The organism is Pseudoalteromonas sp. NEC-BIFX-2020_002 (genome assembly GCF_013002825.1).
GTDB classification, from domain to species: domain Bacteria; phylum Pseudomonadota; class Gammaproteobacteria; order Enterobacterales; family Alteromonadaceae; genus Pseudoalteromonas; species Pseudoalteromonas neustonica.
Genome location: NZ_JABEPJ010000005.1, coordinates 1 through 15550, shown reverse-complemented (window position 1 = coordinate 15550; position 15550 = coordinate 1). Strand labels below are relative to the sequence as shown.

7 protein-coding genes and 8 tRNA genes are annotated in these 15550 nt (G+C 40.2%); 14 read left to right on the top strand and 1 reads right to left on the bottom strand.

Annotated elements, in window-relative coordinates; genetic code table 11:
* Window positions 1-322: 322 nt before the first annotated feature.
* The 14 genes from HJP15_RS07235 to pbpC all read left to right on the top strand — a co-directional run bounded on the left by HJP15_RS07235 (window position 323) and on the right by pbpC (window position 13421).
* Window positions 323-1474 (top strand): dicarboxylate/amino acid:cation symporter, encoded by a 1152-nt coding sequence (locus HJP15_RS07235; RefSeq protein WP_054205694.1) that lies wholly within the window; start codon window positions 323-325, stop codon window positions 1472-1474.
* Between the two features lie 160 nt (window positions 1475-1634).
* Window positions 1635-2285, top strand: coding sequence for a UvrY/SirA/GacA family response regulator transcription factor (gene uvrY, locus HJP15_RS07230; protein ID WP_169327077.1), 651 nt, complete (start codon window positions 1635-1637; stop codon window positions 2283-2285).
* 8 nt (window positions 2286-2293) lie between these two features.
* Entirely contained in the window at window positions 2294-4117 is a 1824-nt protein-coding gene (gene uvrC / locus HJP15_RS07225) for an excinuclease ABC subunit UvrC (RefSeq protein ID WP_054455551.1), read from the top strand.
* A 42-nt stretch (window positions 4118-4159) separates the two neighbouring features.
* Window positions 4160-4705, top strand: coding sequence for a CDP-diacylglycerol--glycerol-3-phosphate 3-phosphatidyltransferase (gene pgsA / locus HJP15_RS07220; protein WP_054205697.1), 546 nt, complete (start codon window positions 4160-4162; stop codon window positions 4703-4705).
* 139 nt (window positions 4706-4844) lie between these two features.
* Window positions 4845-4920 (top strand) — tRNA-Gly (locus tag HJP15_RS07215).
* A 30-nt stretch (window positions 4921-4950) separates the two neighbouring features.
* Window positions 4951-5024 (top strand) — tRNA-Cys (locus HJP15_RS07210).
* 37 nt (window positions 5025-5061) lie between these two features.
* Window positions 5062-5148, top strand: a tRNA-Leu gene (locus tag HJP15_RS07205).
* An 89-nt stretch (window positions 5149-5237) separates the two neighbouring features.
* A tRNA-Gly gene (locus HJP15_RS07200) sits at window positions 5238-5313 on the top strand.
* 39 nt (window positions 5314-5352) lie between these two features.
* Window positions 5353-5439 (top strand) — tRNA-Leu (locus HJP15_RS07195).
* Window positions 5440-5487: 48 nt separating this feature from the next.
* Window positions 5488-5563, top strand: a tRNA-Gly gene (locus HJP15_RS07190).
* Between the two features lie 19 nt (window positions 5564-5582).
* Window positions 5583-5656 (top strand) — tRNA-Cys (locus HJP15_RS07185).
* Between the two features lie 38 nt (window positions 5657-5694).
* Window positions 5695-5781, top strand: a tRNA-Leu gene (locus HJP15_RS07180).
* A gap of 199 nt (window positions 5782-5980) precedes the next feature.
* Window positions 5981-10963 carry an alpha-2-macroglobulin family protein gene (locus tag HJP15_RS07175; protein WP_170173356.1) on the top strand — a complete coding sequence of 1661 codons (4983 nt, stop codon included), beginning with the start codon at window positions 5981-5983 and terminating at the stop codon, window positions 10961-10963.
* A gap of 178 nt (window positions 10964-11141) precedes the next feature.
* Window positions 11142-13421: a penicillin-binding protein 1C gene (gene pbpC / locus HJP15_RS07170; RefSeq protein WP_170173355.1), complete on the top strand. Its 2280-nt coding sequence runs from the start codon at window positions 11142-11144 to the stop codon at window positions 13419-13421.
* A gap of 215 nt (window positions 13422-13636) precedes the next feature.
* Here pbpC and HJP15_RS07165 read toward each other — a convergent pair whose 3' ends face one another.
* The gene (locus HJP15_RS07165; RefSeq protein ID WP_054205700.1) at window positions 13637-15055 is read right to left on the bottom strand and encodes an alanine/glycine:cation symporter family protein; all 1419 of its coding nucleotides are present in this window, start codon (window positions 15053-15055) and stop codon (window positions 13637-13639) included.
* Between the last annotated feature and the right edge of the window lie 495 nt (window positions 15056-15550).

The following is a 15550-nucleotide window of genomic DNA, read 5'->3' as shown; positions in this document are numbered from 1 at the left end:
AATAGCCACACTCTACTGTGCAACGAAAAAAATAAAAGTAAAGTTTGGCTATAAGATATATCTATTCGGCTTATATTTGAATGAAATAAAACCAGCCTTTGTTTTAGTGACTAAAAAATAAGGGAACTTAATATGAAATTTGTTGCACTAGATCATAATGAGCAAAAATCTTTAAATTATAATCAACACACATAAGGAAAGAATGTTGCAATGGTGTAACGATGTTATTTTATACAAACAAACTGTTTTTGAGCGGTTTTATGACACATCTCCTTTAAAACATGATAAAACCCTATGCATCTAAATTTATGAAGTGATCACGATGACGTTAATCTTAAAGTTAATTGCCGGTATAGTGGCCGGTATTTTAGTGGGTCTATATGTACCATTAACAGGTGTAGAACTCCTTTATACTGTAAAAGAAGTAATTGGTCAGTTGATCACCTTTACTATCCCGTTAATTATTTTATTTTTTATCGCATCAGGGATTGCCGGCTTACCTAAAGGTTCAGGCCATTTATTAGGTAAAACCGTAGGTTTTGCATATGGATCTACTGTTATTGCTGGAACATTGGCTGTTGTGGCTGTGAGTGCGATTATTCCGTTGTTTGATGGCGGTTTAACTTTTGAAGCTGAAGTGGCCACTGAAGTTGCCAGTTTTATTGATTTAGAAATCCCTCCATTAATGGGTGTAATGACCGCACTTGCGACTGCTTTTGTATTTGGTATTGGTATGAGTCAATTGCAACTTGAAACACTTAGAAAAGTATCAGATCAAGGTCGCGATGTAATAGACGCTTTATTAGCAAAAGTAATTATTCCTGCACTGCCTTTTTATATTGCGGGTGTATTTGCCGAAATGACTGTTGCTGGTTCAGTAGTTGATACCTTGCAAACGTTTGGTGTAGTACTTGTAGCTGCATTAGTAATGCATTGGCTTTGGTTAAGCGTTTTATATATAGGCACGGGTATTTTGTTAAAGCGTAACCCAGTTGAGTTAATTAAAAACATGCTGCCAGCTTATTTTACTGCATTAGGTACGATGTCTAGCGCTGCGACGATTCCAGTGTCTTTACGTGCAAGTAAAGCAAACAATGTTAAAGAAGATGTCGCTAACTTCACAGTTCCTTTATGTGCGACTATCCATTTGTCAGGTTCGACAATTACGATTGTGACGTGTGCAATGGCAGTTATGTTTTTGTCGCCAAATATGGATGTGCCATCTCTATTTGGAATGTTGCCATTTATTATGATGCTTGGTGTTGTGATGATTGCAGCCCCAGGCGCACCGGGTGGCGCTGTAATGGCTGCATTAGGTTTATTAACGAGTATGCTTGGCTTTAATGAAGGTGCAGTCGCGTTAATGATTGCCCTATACTTAGCGCAAGATAGCTTTGGCACAGCCTGTAATGTCACAGGTGATGGTATTATTGCATTATGGGTTGATCGTTTTAGCGATAAAGCGTCTTCTTAAGTTAATTACCACCACGTTACATAGAGTACTCAAGTGAGTATTTTTACGTAGCGTGGGCTGAATGGAACGATATTTGAGTTATCGTTTCATCTTTTCTGTGTTAATGTGGCGAATTAAATTGTCACAATGACATGCTGTTTAGTTATATGAGGGTGTTCCATTGATTAACGTACTTTTAGTTGATGACCATGAGCTTATACGTACGGGTATCAGGCGTATTCTTGATGACGTTCGTGGGTTCAAAGTAGTTGGTGAAGCTAAAACAGGTGAAGAAGCTGTGCAGTTTTGCCGTCAGCACTCACCTGATATAGTGCTCATGGACATGAATATGCCAGGCATCGGCGGTTTAGAAGCCACCAAAAAAATCTGTCGCTACTGCCCTGATGTAAAAATCATTGTACTTACAGTGAATTGTGAAGACCCTTTCCCAAGTAAAGTAATGCAAATTGGCGCACATGGCTTTTTAACCAAGGGCGCAGGCTCAGATGAAATGGTTAATGCCATCCGTGCAGTTAATGCTGGACAACGGTATATAGCACCAGAAATAGCCCAACAAATTGCGTTAGCGCAAGTAACAGGCCGTACTGATGAAAGTCCATTCCAGTGTTTATCTGAACGAGAGCTGCAGATCATGTTAATGATCACAAAAGGGGAAAAAGTACAAGATATTGCTGAACGTCTTAACTTAAGTTCTAAAACGGTGAACAGCTATCGTTACAGGATGTTTGAAAAACTTAATGTTAGTGGCGATGTTGAGTTAACTCACTTAGCTATTCGACATAAAATGATTGATATAGACAGCTCTCACTAATCTGCTTTATGGCCGAATTTGATCACGCCCACTTCTTAAAAACGCTATCAAGTGAACCTGGTGTTTACAGGATGCTTGATAGTGACGACAATGTTATTTATGTCGGCAAGGCTAAAAATTTAAAAAAACGCGTGAGTAGCTATTTTCGTAGCACTGTAACAGACAGTAAAACGCGTGCCTTAGTCAGTAATATTTGTAATATTGATATTACGTTGACAAATACTGAAACCGAAGCGTTATTGCTTGAAAACAATTTAATAAAAAAATACCAGCCTCGCTATAACATTTTATTACGTGACGATAAATCTTACCCTTATATATTGTTGACAGCACACAAGCATCCAAGGCTTGCATTTCATCGTGGAAGCCGCAAAGTTAAGGGCGAATATTTTGGGCCATTCCCAAGTGCCGGCGCTGTATCTGAAAGTCTGCGCTTAATGCAAAAAATATTTCCTGTTCGACAATGTGAAGATGCTTATTACCGTGTTCGCAGCCGACCATGTTTGCAACATCAGCTAAAGCGTTGTTCTGCGCCATGTGTAGATAAAGTATCAGATGATGAATACAGCCAGCAAGTTAGTTATGTACGCAAGTTTTTGACTGGCAAGTCCCATGAAGTTATTTCTGATTTAATTACTAAAATGGAAACCGCAAGCCAAGCATTACAATTTGAACTCGCTGCAAAAGTACGTGATCAAATAATGTTGCTACGAAAAATGCAGGAACAACAATCCATTTCAGGAAATTACGCTGAAATGGATGTGGTTGGTTTTGCGCATTTAAATGGACTCAATGGTATTCATTTGCTTATGATCCGTGATCATAAAGTTCTTGGTAGTAAAACCTATTTCCCAAAGGTTCCAAAAGACTCCCAGCAACAAGAGATTTTAACCTCATTTTTAGGGCAGTATTATTTAGCGCCAGGTGCAACAGGGCGTATTGCGAAAGAAGTTATACTGCCATTTGCGATTGACGAAATAGACGTACTTAGCGATGCATTAAGTCAAGTAAGTGAGCGTAAAGTTAATTTAAAAGTTGTAACTCGGGGAGAGCGAGCACAATACCTACAATTAGCTAATAAAAATGCCCTCAATAGCATCACCGTTAAGCAAAGTACGCAAGACTCAATTAATAAACGTTATGCACAGCTCAAAGCTACTTTGCGCTTAGATGACATTAATCGTATGGAGTGCTTTGATATAAGCCACACCATGGGTGAGAATACTGTCGCCAGTTGTGTTGTGTTTGATTCGCAAGGGCCAAACAATAAAGAGTATCGGCGTTTTAATGTGACGGGTATCACCGGTGGTGATGACTACGCAGCAATGGAGTTTGCACTTAACAAACGTTACAACAAACTGGTAGATGAAGAAAAAATTCCAGATGTTATTTTTATTGATGGTGGTAAAGGTCAGTTATCGCGTGCAGAGCAGTACTTTTCAACTTGGCCCCATACAAAAATGCCGCTACTAGTCGGTGTTGCAAAAGGCACTAGCCGAAAACCGGGGCTAGAAACCTTGTTAATTGATGGTGGCCGAAAAACGATTCCGATGGATTCTGATGCACCCGCACTGCATTTAATCCAACATATACGTGATGAATCGCATCGTTTTGCAATAGCAGGACACCGTAATAAGCGCCAAAAACAACGCACTCAATCATTATTAGAAGAAATAGGTGGAGTCGGCTCAGTTCGACGCCAAACATTATTAAAATTTTTAGGGGGCATGCAGGGAGTAAAAGCTGCTAATATAGATCAATTAAAGCAAGTACCCGGGATCAGCTCTGACATGGCTGAGAAGATATTTAACCATTTGCATGACAAGGGCTAGCCCTTCGTGCGAATATAGAAAAAAAGACATCCCCAAGTAGTTATGTGGAATATTCCAAACACACTCACAACCTTTAGACTTTTCCTTATCCCCATTTTTTTGGTGGTATTTTATTTGCCCTATTCATGGGCTTTCTTTGCTGCGGCCTTTATTTTTTGGCTCGCATCTATCACAGATATTTTGGATGGTTATTTAGCACGCAAGCTTGAACAATCAACACCCTTTGGCGCATTCTTAGATCCTGTTGCTGACAAAGTAATGGTGTGCACCGCATTGGTTGCCTTATCTAGCTATTATCAATCAATGTATATGACAATTCCTGCTTTGATTATTATAAGTAGAGAAATAGTTATTTCAGCTTTACGCGAATGGATGGCTGAACAAGGCAAGCGCGATAATGTGGCCGTATCTAATATGGGTAAATTTAAGACCGCAGCACAAATGTTAGCCATTATTGGTTTAACATGGCAGTACGATAGCTGGATGATGTATCTAAGTTATGGCTTACTTTATATCGCAACTCTTTTAACGGTGACTTCTATGCTGCAATATTTGATTGCTGCGTGGAGTGAATTGACTAAAAATTGAGTCTAAACGTATAATAACGCACCATTTTAGATAAAAAACAAGCAAACAGTTCAAAACTAGCATTTTTTGTATTGACGCGTTTAATAATCTCTGTAGAATGCGTCCGTGTTGAGAGGGCATAGCCCCTTAGATAAACAAAGCGGCACTAGCTCAGTTGGTAGAGCGCGACCTTGCCAAGGTCGAGGTCACGAGTTCGAGCCTCGTGTGCCGCTCCAGTTTATTTTAATGGTTTACCCCAGCGTTGGGGCGGAATGGCAGAGTGGCCATGCACCGGATTGCAAATCCGTTTACCTCGGTTCGACTCCGGGTTCCGCCTCCATTTCAACACTCCACATGCTTTTAATAGCAAACTCGATGCCCGAGTGGTGGAATTGGTAGACACAAGGGATTTAAAATCCCTCGACTAACAAGTCGTGCCGGTTCAAGTCCGGCCTCGGGCACCACTTTGTGGTTTAGTTATATCGCCAAATGTAACTTATAAAAATTGTATTACATAAATTAGTTTATGTGATTTATTTAGAATTAATATGATGCGGCACTAGCTCAGTTGGTAGAGCGCGACCTTGCCAAGGTCGAGGTCACGAGTTCGAGCCTCGTGTGCCGCTCCATATTAATTTTATCCACTTGCTTTAAGTAGCAAACTCGATGCCCGAGTGGTGGAATTGGTAGACACAAGGGATTTAAAATCCCTCGACTAACAAGTCGTGCCGGTTCAAGTCCGGCCTCGGGCACCACTTTAAATTATTTTACCAAGGTAATTTAAAGAAGATAAAAATAGTTTTGCGGTACTAGCTCAGTTGGTAGAGCGCGACCTTGCCAAGGTCGAGGTCACGAGTTCGAGCCTCGTGTACCGCTCCAAATTATTTGGAAACATTTAGGCGGAATGGCAGAGTGGCCATGCACCGGATTGCAAATCCGTTTACCTCGGTTCGACTCCGGGTTCCGCCTCCATATAATTTAATCCACACGCTTTAATTAGCAAACTCGATGCCCGAGTGGTGGAATTGGTAGACACAAGGGATTTAAAATCCCTCGACTAACAAGTCGTGCCGGTTCAAGTCCGGCCTCGGGCACCAATCTATCTTTTATAGATTGCTTTAACTTAATATTACAAGTTAAAAATAGTTTATATAAATCTTATTTATCTTAATCTTATCTCTTAATACTTTTAGTTATTACTTCAAATTGTTATCCTAGATCTCATTGATTTTAAATTACCAACGAGTAGTTTTTATTACCACATCATTCATGTGATCGTGGTCTATAAGGATATTTATGAAAGTAAGTCATTCAGTTTCCTACGCGCTCACATTAATGCTGCTATTTATTTTAGTTGGCTGCAATAATGATGATTCAGAACCAACGCGCAGTGTAACAAGCAGTGCTACAAAAGCACAAAATTCACCACTAAACGATCCTTCCTTTAATTTAGCGCAAGTAAAACAAGATTACGCAAATACACCTTTAACTGTGCTTGATGTATCAGAACGAAGCCGAGATGGAAAAAACTCAATTGCGGTTACTTTATCTGTGCCACTAAACCCAGCAGACAACCACCAAAAATACTTTAATATTAGTAATAAAAAAGAAGGTGTGGCGGATGGAGCTTGGGTGCTGTCTAATTCAGGAAAAACAATTTGGTTCCCGTATGTAGAGCCACAAAAGAGCTATGATATTACGGTATATCAAGGATTGGTTGCAGCTAATGGGGAACGTTTAAGTCAAACTTACAGTACCCAAGTTACAACGAATAAACTTACCGCAAGCATTAATTTTGACACTACAGGGGCGTTTCTTACGAAAGGCTTAGGAAATGGTCTCCCTGTTGTGAGTGTAAATACGCGTGCCGTTGATATTAATTTTTACAAAATCAATGAAAAAGACAGCCAATCATTTTTGAATGAAATATCAAATCACCGCTATTATTGGGGTATAGAGCGAATCACACAATTTGGTGAATTAGCTTATACAGCAAGGTACGAATTAAATGCACCAAAAAATACCCGTGTAAAACGCAGTATTAATATTGATGGTATTAAAGCGTTAGAACCTGCAGGTATTTACCTTGCAGTCATGGTGAAAGCGGGCGGATATGAGCAGCATCAAATGATGTGGTTTAGCGTAACTGATATTGGCATGCATGCGCGTTTTTATAATAACCAAATTGACGTTCACACTTCATCGCTTAAATCTGGCAAACCAATGCAAGATGTTGAAGTAAGCCTACTTAATAATGAAGGCGAAATACTACAACAAAGTTTAACATCCCCTGATGGACAGGCTTCTTTTGTGACTAACCTCAATGCAGCATCTCTGATCAGCGCTAAGATGGGCGATCATTATTCTGTGATTGAAATAAATAAACCAGCGCTAGATTTATCTCAATTTGATATTGGCCTGCGGCCTAACACAGAGCAAGAATTATTTATTTACGCTCCAAGAGACTTATATCGACCTGGCGAAGTCATTGACTTTAATGCACTACTTCGAGATAAAGATGGGCGTTTAACGCCAACAAGTATTTTATCAGCAGTCATTAAGAGTCCTGATGGTACGCATGTTAAAACGTTTAAATGGGCGGGGGATGCAAGTAACTATTACAATAAAGCATGGTCAATTCCTCGTGATGCTCAAGTGGGTAGCTGGCAGTTTGAAGTATCCAGTGTAGATAAATCGGTATTTATTTTTAATTTTAAAGTCGAAGAGTTTTTACCTGAACGTTTAAAATTAACCTTTAACCCTCAGAGTGAATTAAAGCGTCTTGTTGTTAACAAACATCAAACACTTACTCTGCCTGTTTTAGGCGAGTACTTATACGGAGCTCCAGCTTCGGGTAATCGTTTATCAACACAAGTAAATATAGCCAAGTGGCGTAGGCCTGTATTAGCATTACCAGAATTTGAATTTGGTAACATTCAAGAGACTGCTTTTAATACCCGTAATGATTTAACGGATGTTGAACTTGATAATAAAGGACAAGGAAAGCTGGTTTATAACGCTGATTTTTCAACGTTAAAAAGCCCACTGCGAGTTCAGTTTATTAGTAGCTTGTATGAATCAGGGGGGCGTCCTGTATCGCGGGCTTATTCAGGATTAGTATGGCCAGAAAATACGATGCTCGGCATTCGTAGTAGCTTTGGTGAACGTAACCCAGAAGCTAACTCTAAAGTCAGCTTTGAGATTGTTAATGCCTCACTTGATGGTGAAAAGCATATAGCGACTAATTTAGATATTAAGCTGATAAGAGAAGATCGCCGTTATTTTTGGGTATATACGCAAAGTGAAGGGTGGCATTACCAATGGGATGACAACGAGTTTGTTGAGCTTACTCAGTCAATAGATATTGAAGCCGGTAAAACAGCTCAAGTACGGTTTCCAGTTGAGTGGGGACGTTATCGTTTAGAAGTAAAAGATCCCGCAAATAACCTGTTTTCTAGCATGCAATTTTACGCGGGTACAAATTGGTATGAAGATTGGCAAGCGGCACAAGCCGGCAGTGGTGCCGCGCAACCAGATAAAATAACGATGGCGCTTGATAAAGCTGCGTATAGCGTAGGTGATACAATAAAAGTGAATGTAATTCCGCCAGAAGCAGGCGAAGCTATCATTATGGTTGAAGGTGATGAGCCACTTTGGATGAAGCGAGTGTCTATTTCAAGTGAAGGCGCAGTCGTTGAAATACCTTTTTCGAAAGAATGGCAACAACACAACCTTTATATTAGTTCTGTTGTGTTGCAAGCGGGCAGCAATGAGCAAAGTTTGACGCCAAAACGCAGCTTTGGTTTAGTGCATTTACCCTTAGACAGAGAGTCACAGCAACTTGATATTACCTTCGATGTAGCCGAAAAAGCACTTCCAAACAAAAATTTACCCGTTAAAATTAACGTTAAGCAGGCGGCAGATAATAAATCTAAACACGCTTTTATTACCTTGGCTGCTGTGGATGTTGGAGTGCTGAGTATAACGGATTTTGCAACCCCAGATCCGTTTGATGCATTCTTTGGGCAACGTCGCTATAACGTTGATGCACGAGATGTGTACGATAAAGTAATCGAAGTTAGTCAATCAGATAAAGCGAATTTACGTTTTGGTGGCGATACAGACCTAACGCGAGGTGGAAAGGCCCCACAATCAGAGGTAAATATTGTCTCTTTATTCAGCGGCTTAGTGGCTTTGAATCAACAAGGTGAAGCAAATGTAGACTTAGCGATCCCGGATTTTAATGGACGCTTAAAATTAATGGTTTTAGCTTTTTCAGATAATGAATTTGGTAGTGCCGAGCAAGAAGTAACCATTGCAGCACCAGTCGTTACGCAAATTGCAATGCCACGTTTTTTAGCGATGGGTGATAGCACAACGATTGCCCTAGATGTTACTAACCTCAGTGGTGTAGAACAAACACTAGCCGTTAGCTTTGAAGCAAATGGAGCAGTAAAGCCATTTACTGATGATAAAGATATTAGGCTACTTAATGGAGAAAAAACCACATTAACGTATCAAGTTGATGCTGAAAGCCCGATTGGCAACGCCTATTTTAATGTGATGGTTAAAGGTGATGCGCTTGAAGAAAGTGTACAACGGCAATGGCAATTAGGATCACGCCCCAGCTATAGTGCAACACATACCAAAGTTCAAAAAGTATTATTACAGGGTGAAAAGCTGGAACTAGATAAGCGCATAACTGATGAGCTTATTTTAGACACCGTGCAGGCCAGCGTATCTATTTTTAATCGCGCAGACATAAACCTACAAAATCAGCTAACACATCTGATGCAATATCCTTACGGTTGCCTAGAGCAAACCAGTAGCCGTGCTTATCCACTTATCTTTGCCAGCCCAGAGAAACAAATATTAATGGGTATTAAAGGTGTGAGTGAGCAAGAGCGCTTAGCCATGATAAACCAAGGTATTGACCGTTTAGCTACTTTGCAGCTCAGTAATGGCGGTTATGGCTTATGGAGTAATAAGTCAACAGAAGAATATTGGTTAACTGCGTATGTGGGAGATTTTTTACTCAATGCGCGAGAAATGGGTGTAAATGTACCCGAAACACTCTTAAGTAAAACGCTTTCACGACTTCAGCGCTATATTGCACGTAGCGGCAGCTTTTACAATGAACCTTGGAGCGATGATCCCAAGCATAGTAATTTTGCTTACAAAGCCTATGCAGCATATGTTCTATCACGTGTGAACCAAGCGCCATTGGGAACTCTGCGTAGTCTTGCTAAAAATCAAGCGGATGACGCGAAAAGCGGATTACCACAAGTGCACCTAGCCATTGCTTTGGCTAATATGGGTGACAAAAAACGCAGTGATGCGCTATTCATTCGCGCTTTAAATAATATACCCACGAAAAGAGAACACTACTTAAGTGATTATGGAAGTCAAATACGAGATTTAGCGATGATGATTCATTTAATGATCAAACATCAGCAACACGCCCAGCATCAACAAAAAGCAATTGCACTTAGTTTTAAATTAGCCGATTTACTAAATCAACGAACGTATTACAGCACACAAGAGCGTAATGCATTATTTTTAGCGGGCTTGTCGCTGCAAATAAATAACAACACATTGTGGTCAGCACAGCTAATTTTAGGGAGTGCTAACTCAAAGAAAGACACGCTGACAGCCAATGAGCATACTCTGCAGCAAAAAACGGTATTTAAACAGGCCTTAACAGCGGAAAATTTACAGCACTCGGTTACAGTAATGTCTAAAAATGAAGAGCCATTATTAGCGACGATCAATATCAGCGGTTATGGTAAAAAAGCCCCTGCGCAAAGTACGAATGGAATAGCTATTGGGCGTCGTTGGCTTAATGTTAAAGGGCAAGAAGTAAAAGTTAATGAAGTGAAGGTGGGAGAGCTATTTTTAGTTAATTTAACAGTGAATGCCGATCAAAGAACACCTGATGCCATGGTTGTTGAATTACTACCTGCTGGTTTTGAGCTCGAAAATCAAAACCTAGCCCATGCAATTAAGCTTGATGAAATAGTAATAGACGGGCAAAGCATTACACAATGGCAACAGCAAAACCCAGTTAAACACCAAGAATACAGAGATGATCGGTTTGTAGTGGCACTTGAATTATATAAAGGCCGTACAGCACAATTATTTTATTTAGTTAGGGCGGTAACGCCGGGCATATATAAAGTGCCATCATCATTTGTAGAAGACATGTATAGGCCAGAACTACGAGGCGTCGGTAAGGCGACGAATGACATTACTATCAGTCAACCAAGTACAGCAAAGTAGTGAGAATTAAGCTAACGAAAAAGAGGGTTTGTAAATTTTTATTAGTCGCTTTAGCCTAAAAAAAATAATCGCAGGCTCTGCTGCTGCGCTCATTTTTTGGTGTGTTTTGTTGTTGTCAATAAGTGCTTTGCTGTTGGATTATTTATATCCACTTAAGCTACCGCAAGGGACTTACAGTATGGCGGTTACAACCAATTCAATTACACCGATAAGTAAAACGCGTGCAAAACAATTTGCACGCGTTGTGGTCGATGAAAACAATAGACTATTACGTACTTTTGCTGACGATAATGGGATATGGCGTTACCCAATATCGTTGCAGCAAGTTTCACCGCTATATATTGAAGCTTTAATAAACTATGAAGATCGCTGGTTTTGGTATCATCATGGCGTTAATCCATTTTCAGTATTACGCGCTACTTATCAAAATATTACACAAGGGCGAATTATTTCAGGAGGTTCAACACTGTCAATGCAAGTTGCGAGAATATTGCACCCTCACTCACGTAGTATTTGGGGAAAGCTACAGCAGGTATTGCGAACATTACAGCTTGAATGGCATTTAACTAAACCACAAATACTACAACTGTATCTTAATAACGCCCCTTTTGGTGGCACAATAGAGGGCGTGGAAGCCGCCAGTTATAGTTATTTAAATAAATCAGCGCAAGCGTTAACACACGCAGAAGCTGCATTATTGGCAGTATTACCACAAGCGCCCACACGGTATCGCCCCGACTTACATAACCAAGCAGCGCAACATGCACGTGATAAAGTGCTCAACCGTCTTGCAGAGTTTAAAGTGTGGCCGCAAAGCGTCATTGACGATGCAAAATTAGAGCATGTTTATAGCAGTCGCTTTAAATCACCGCAATTAGCCCCTTTGTTTGCAAGACGATTATTAAATCAACACCCAAAACAATTGATCATTAAAAGCACAATTAATGGAGAGTTACAGCAAAACTTACATGACTTAATTACAAACTACATTACACAATTACCAACGCGAAGTTCTGCAGCTATTTTGGTCGTGGATAACCGTACTTCGGCGGTTAAAGCGTATATAGGGACTGCTGATTTTGCTAATACAAAACGTTTTGGTTACATAGATATGATCCAAGCTATTCGATCGCCAGGCTCCACACTTAAACCTTTTTTGTATGGCTTAGCGTTAGACGATGGTTTAATCCATTCGCATTCATTATTAGCAGACACTCCTAGAAATAATGCACACTATCGTCCTGCAAATTTCAGTGGTGGTTTTAATGGGCCAGTATCGGTGCTTAGTGCATTGCAACGTTCTTTAAATATCCCCGCGGTTGACCTATTGCAGCGTTATGGCGTGAACCGCTTTGTTAGCCAATTAGATAATGCGGGATTAGCACTGTCTATTCCTCACAATGAGCCTAATTTATCAGTCATATTGGGCGGGGGAGGAACGTCACTAGAAGGCTTAGTTCAACAATACAGTGCATTGGCAAATGAAGGACAGGTGCACCAACTACGTTATTTACAGCATGAGTTAGCACAACCAAAATCAACACGGCGTTTATTATCGCCTGCAAGTGCGTGGGTGATCCAAGCTATTTTATCAGGGATTAGCCGCCCAGGTAGCATTCATACTTTGGCCTCTATGTATGAAACTAAAAAAATAGCCTGGAAAACAGGCACTAGCTATGGTTACCGTGATTCATGGGCAATAGGAGTGAATAAGCACTATACAATTGGCGTATGGGTCGGTCGACCTGATGGCACACCTATGCCTGGTCATTATGGTGGCAGTACTGCCGGGCCATTATTATTTAAAGTGGTTGATAATTTGGACCTCGATACAGTAAACATATCAAAACCGGATAACGTAACGGCAAAAAATATTTGTTGGCCATTAGGCACATTATATTCTGATCAAACAAAAATGTTTTGTCAGCAAAAACATCAGGCGTGGGTAATCGATGAGGTTGTGCCGCCAACTTGGCATCGTGAAGATGCTGATGCATGGCAAAATGGTCTTTTTACCTATTGGTTCAATCCAATCAACCAACAGCGGGTATCAATAGATTGCAATATAAAGGGTAAGCGCGCAAAACAAGTAGCGCTTTGGCCAAAAGTACTTGAACCATGGCTTATTAAAAACCAACGCAGAGCAGCCCTCATTCCAAAGCTTGATAAACAATGTATAGGTGCATTGCCATCTGCAAGCGCAACACTCAGAATTGTTGGTATAGAAAACAAGAGCATTTATCGAAAATCTGGGGTAAATGGCGAACCACCCAGTATTATATTGAAAACGGTAGGTGGAAGCGGACGTAAAAGTTGGTATATAAACGCTAAACAACACTATCAAACGTTAGAAAATGAGACGACCACTCATGTTTTTAGTGAGACAGCACAAGGTGATCAACAAATTATTGTACAAGATGAGTTGGGTAATACTGATATGGTAACTATCAGTCTTTAAATATTTGAAAACTAATAATGAGTGTTTTTGATAGGAGAAATATACCCAAGTCACGATCAAGATATGAGCGTTGCTTTTAAACTACCCCTTAAAGGAACCGCCATTATTGCGAAGTAACGCCTCAATAGTAAGCCCTGTGAAACGCTGAACCCTGCATCTTGAGGTGACTTGGGTACACACCAAAGTTTAAATAAATTAAACTTTGGTGTGATTTTTTACTTGTGCCAAATCCCTTTAGGGATTGATTCATCAAGCTTTTTATTTTGAGTAGGATCAAACGTTGGTAGTTTACCTGCTTTACGCTGAGCGGTGTAATCATTAGCTAGCCAAAAGACAACACCAGAGAGCATAAATAGTGCAATAACATTTACTATCGCCATTAAGCCCATTGATATATCAGCTAACGTCCAAATTAAGCCAAGTTCACTCACTGAGCCAAACATAACCATGCCAAGCACAATTAGGCGAAATATAAGCATGCCATGAGCATGATTGTGCTCTAAGAACATCAAGTTAGTTTCTGCGTACGAGTAGTTAGCGACAATCGATGTAAAAGCAAAGAATAAAATAGCGATGGCAACAAAAATAGCACCCCAACTACCCACATGCTGTTCAAGTGCCGCTTGTGTTAATGCAATACCAGTTACACCAGAGTCTGCAACTAATTGATCTGAGAGAAGGATCAAAGCAGCTGTTGCACTACAGATAACAACGGTATCAATAAATACACCGAGCATTTGTACATAACCTTGCGAAGCCGGGTGTGGGGGATTTGGTGTCGCGGTGGCAGCTGCATTTGCAGCACTACCCATACCAGCCTCATTTGAGAATAAGCCACGTTTGATACCTTGGATCATTGCTTGCATTACACCATAGCCAATTGCACCAGCACCAGCTTGTTCAATACCAAAGGCACTATTGATAATACGCATAAATACAGCGGGCAATTCTTGTGCATTTATAGCACATACATAAAGTGCAACAAGTAAATATGCTAACGCCATAAATGGCACAACTAATTCGGCAAAGCGAGATATTGTTTTCAGACCACCAAATATAATAATGCCAGAGCCAACAACTAACATTAAGCCAACAACATAATTAGGAATACCAAAGGCTACTTCAAAAGCTGCAGCGATTGAGTTTGATTGCACTGCATTAAACACTAAACCAAAGGCAAGTATCAGGCACAAAGAAAATACGATACCCATCCAGCGTTTACCCAAACCATATTGCATATAATAAGCTGGGCCGCCTCTAAAATTACCATGTTCGTCACGAATCTTGTAAGCCTGCGCCAACGTACTTTCAGCAAAACTTGTTGCCATGCCTATTAAAGCAATTAGCCACATCCAGAAAATAGCACCTGCACCGCCTAAATAAAGTGCAACAGCAACACCTGCCATATTACCTGTCCCAACACGGGCGGCGAGGGAAGTACAAAAAGCTTGAAATGACGAAATACCATCTTTATCGCACTGGCGAGAATTGAACATGACTTTAATCATGTGTGGGAATTGCACAAATTGAATAAACTTGAGTTTAATAGTAAAGAACAGTCCAGCTGCTATTAATAAGTAGACAAGGATATGACCCCACAGCAGCCCACTAATACTATTTATTATATCTATCATGTTATATGCCTAATGAACGAGTTAAAAAAACAGCGGGCAACTTATCATAAGCGAGGCAGATAGTTTAGTGTAACAATGAAAAAAGCTACGTTATCCACAGGCTTTTGTGGGTAACATGTCAGTTTCTTTTGTGTATCTTACAAAAGCGAAATAAATGCAAGATTAGTGATAATAACGCTTGCGTAAAATCAGCCGCGCCCTATAATGCGACCCCACTGAGACGGCAGAGCGCAACGCTTAGCGGGGCAAGAGTTAATCAGTGAGTCGAGTAAAACTTGAGTTTGAATTTTTATAAAGTTTAAATTTAAGTATTGACAAAAAAATAGGGAAGCGTAATATGCGCAGCCCTAGCGAGATAAAGCAAAGCGCTTTAATCGCAACGTTCTTTAACAATATAAAGCAATCATCTGTGTGGGCACTCGTACAGATTGAGTTCTAACAGCCGAACTTAGTTTACTAAGCAAGGCAAAAAATTTAGAGTCTCAATGTGATTTC

Coding starts and splice junctions, on each gene's coding strand:
- HJP15_RS07235 (WP_054205694.1), top strand. CDS start 323: ATGACGTTAATCTTAAAGTTAATTGCCGGTATAGTGGCCGGTATTTTA.
- uvrC (WP_054455551.1), top strand. CDS start 2,294: ATGGCCGAATTTGATCACGCCCACTTCTTAAAAACGCTATCAAGTGAA.
- pgsA (WP_054205697.1), top strand. CDS start 4,160: ATGTGGAATATTCCAAACACACTCACAACCTTTAGACTTTTCCTTATC.
- HJP15_RS07175 (WP_170173356.1), top strand. CDS start 5,981: ATGAAAGTAAGTCATTCAGTTTCCTACGCGCTCACATTAATGCTGCTA.
- pbpC (WP_170173355.1), top strand. CDS start 11,142: ATGGCGGTTACAACCAATTCAATTACACCGATAAGTAAAACGCGTGCA.
- HJP15_RS07165 (WP_054205700.1), bottom strand. CDS start 15,055: ATGATAGATATAATAAATAGTATTAGTGGGCTGCTGTGGGGTCATATC.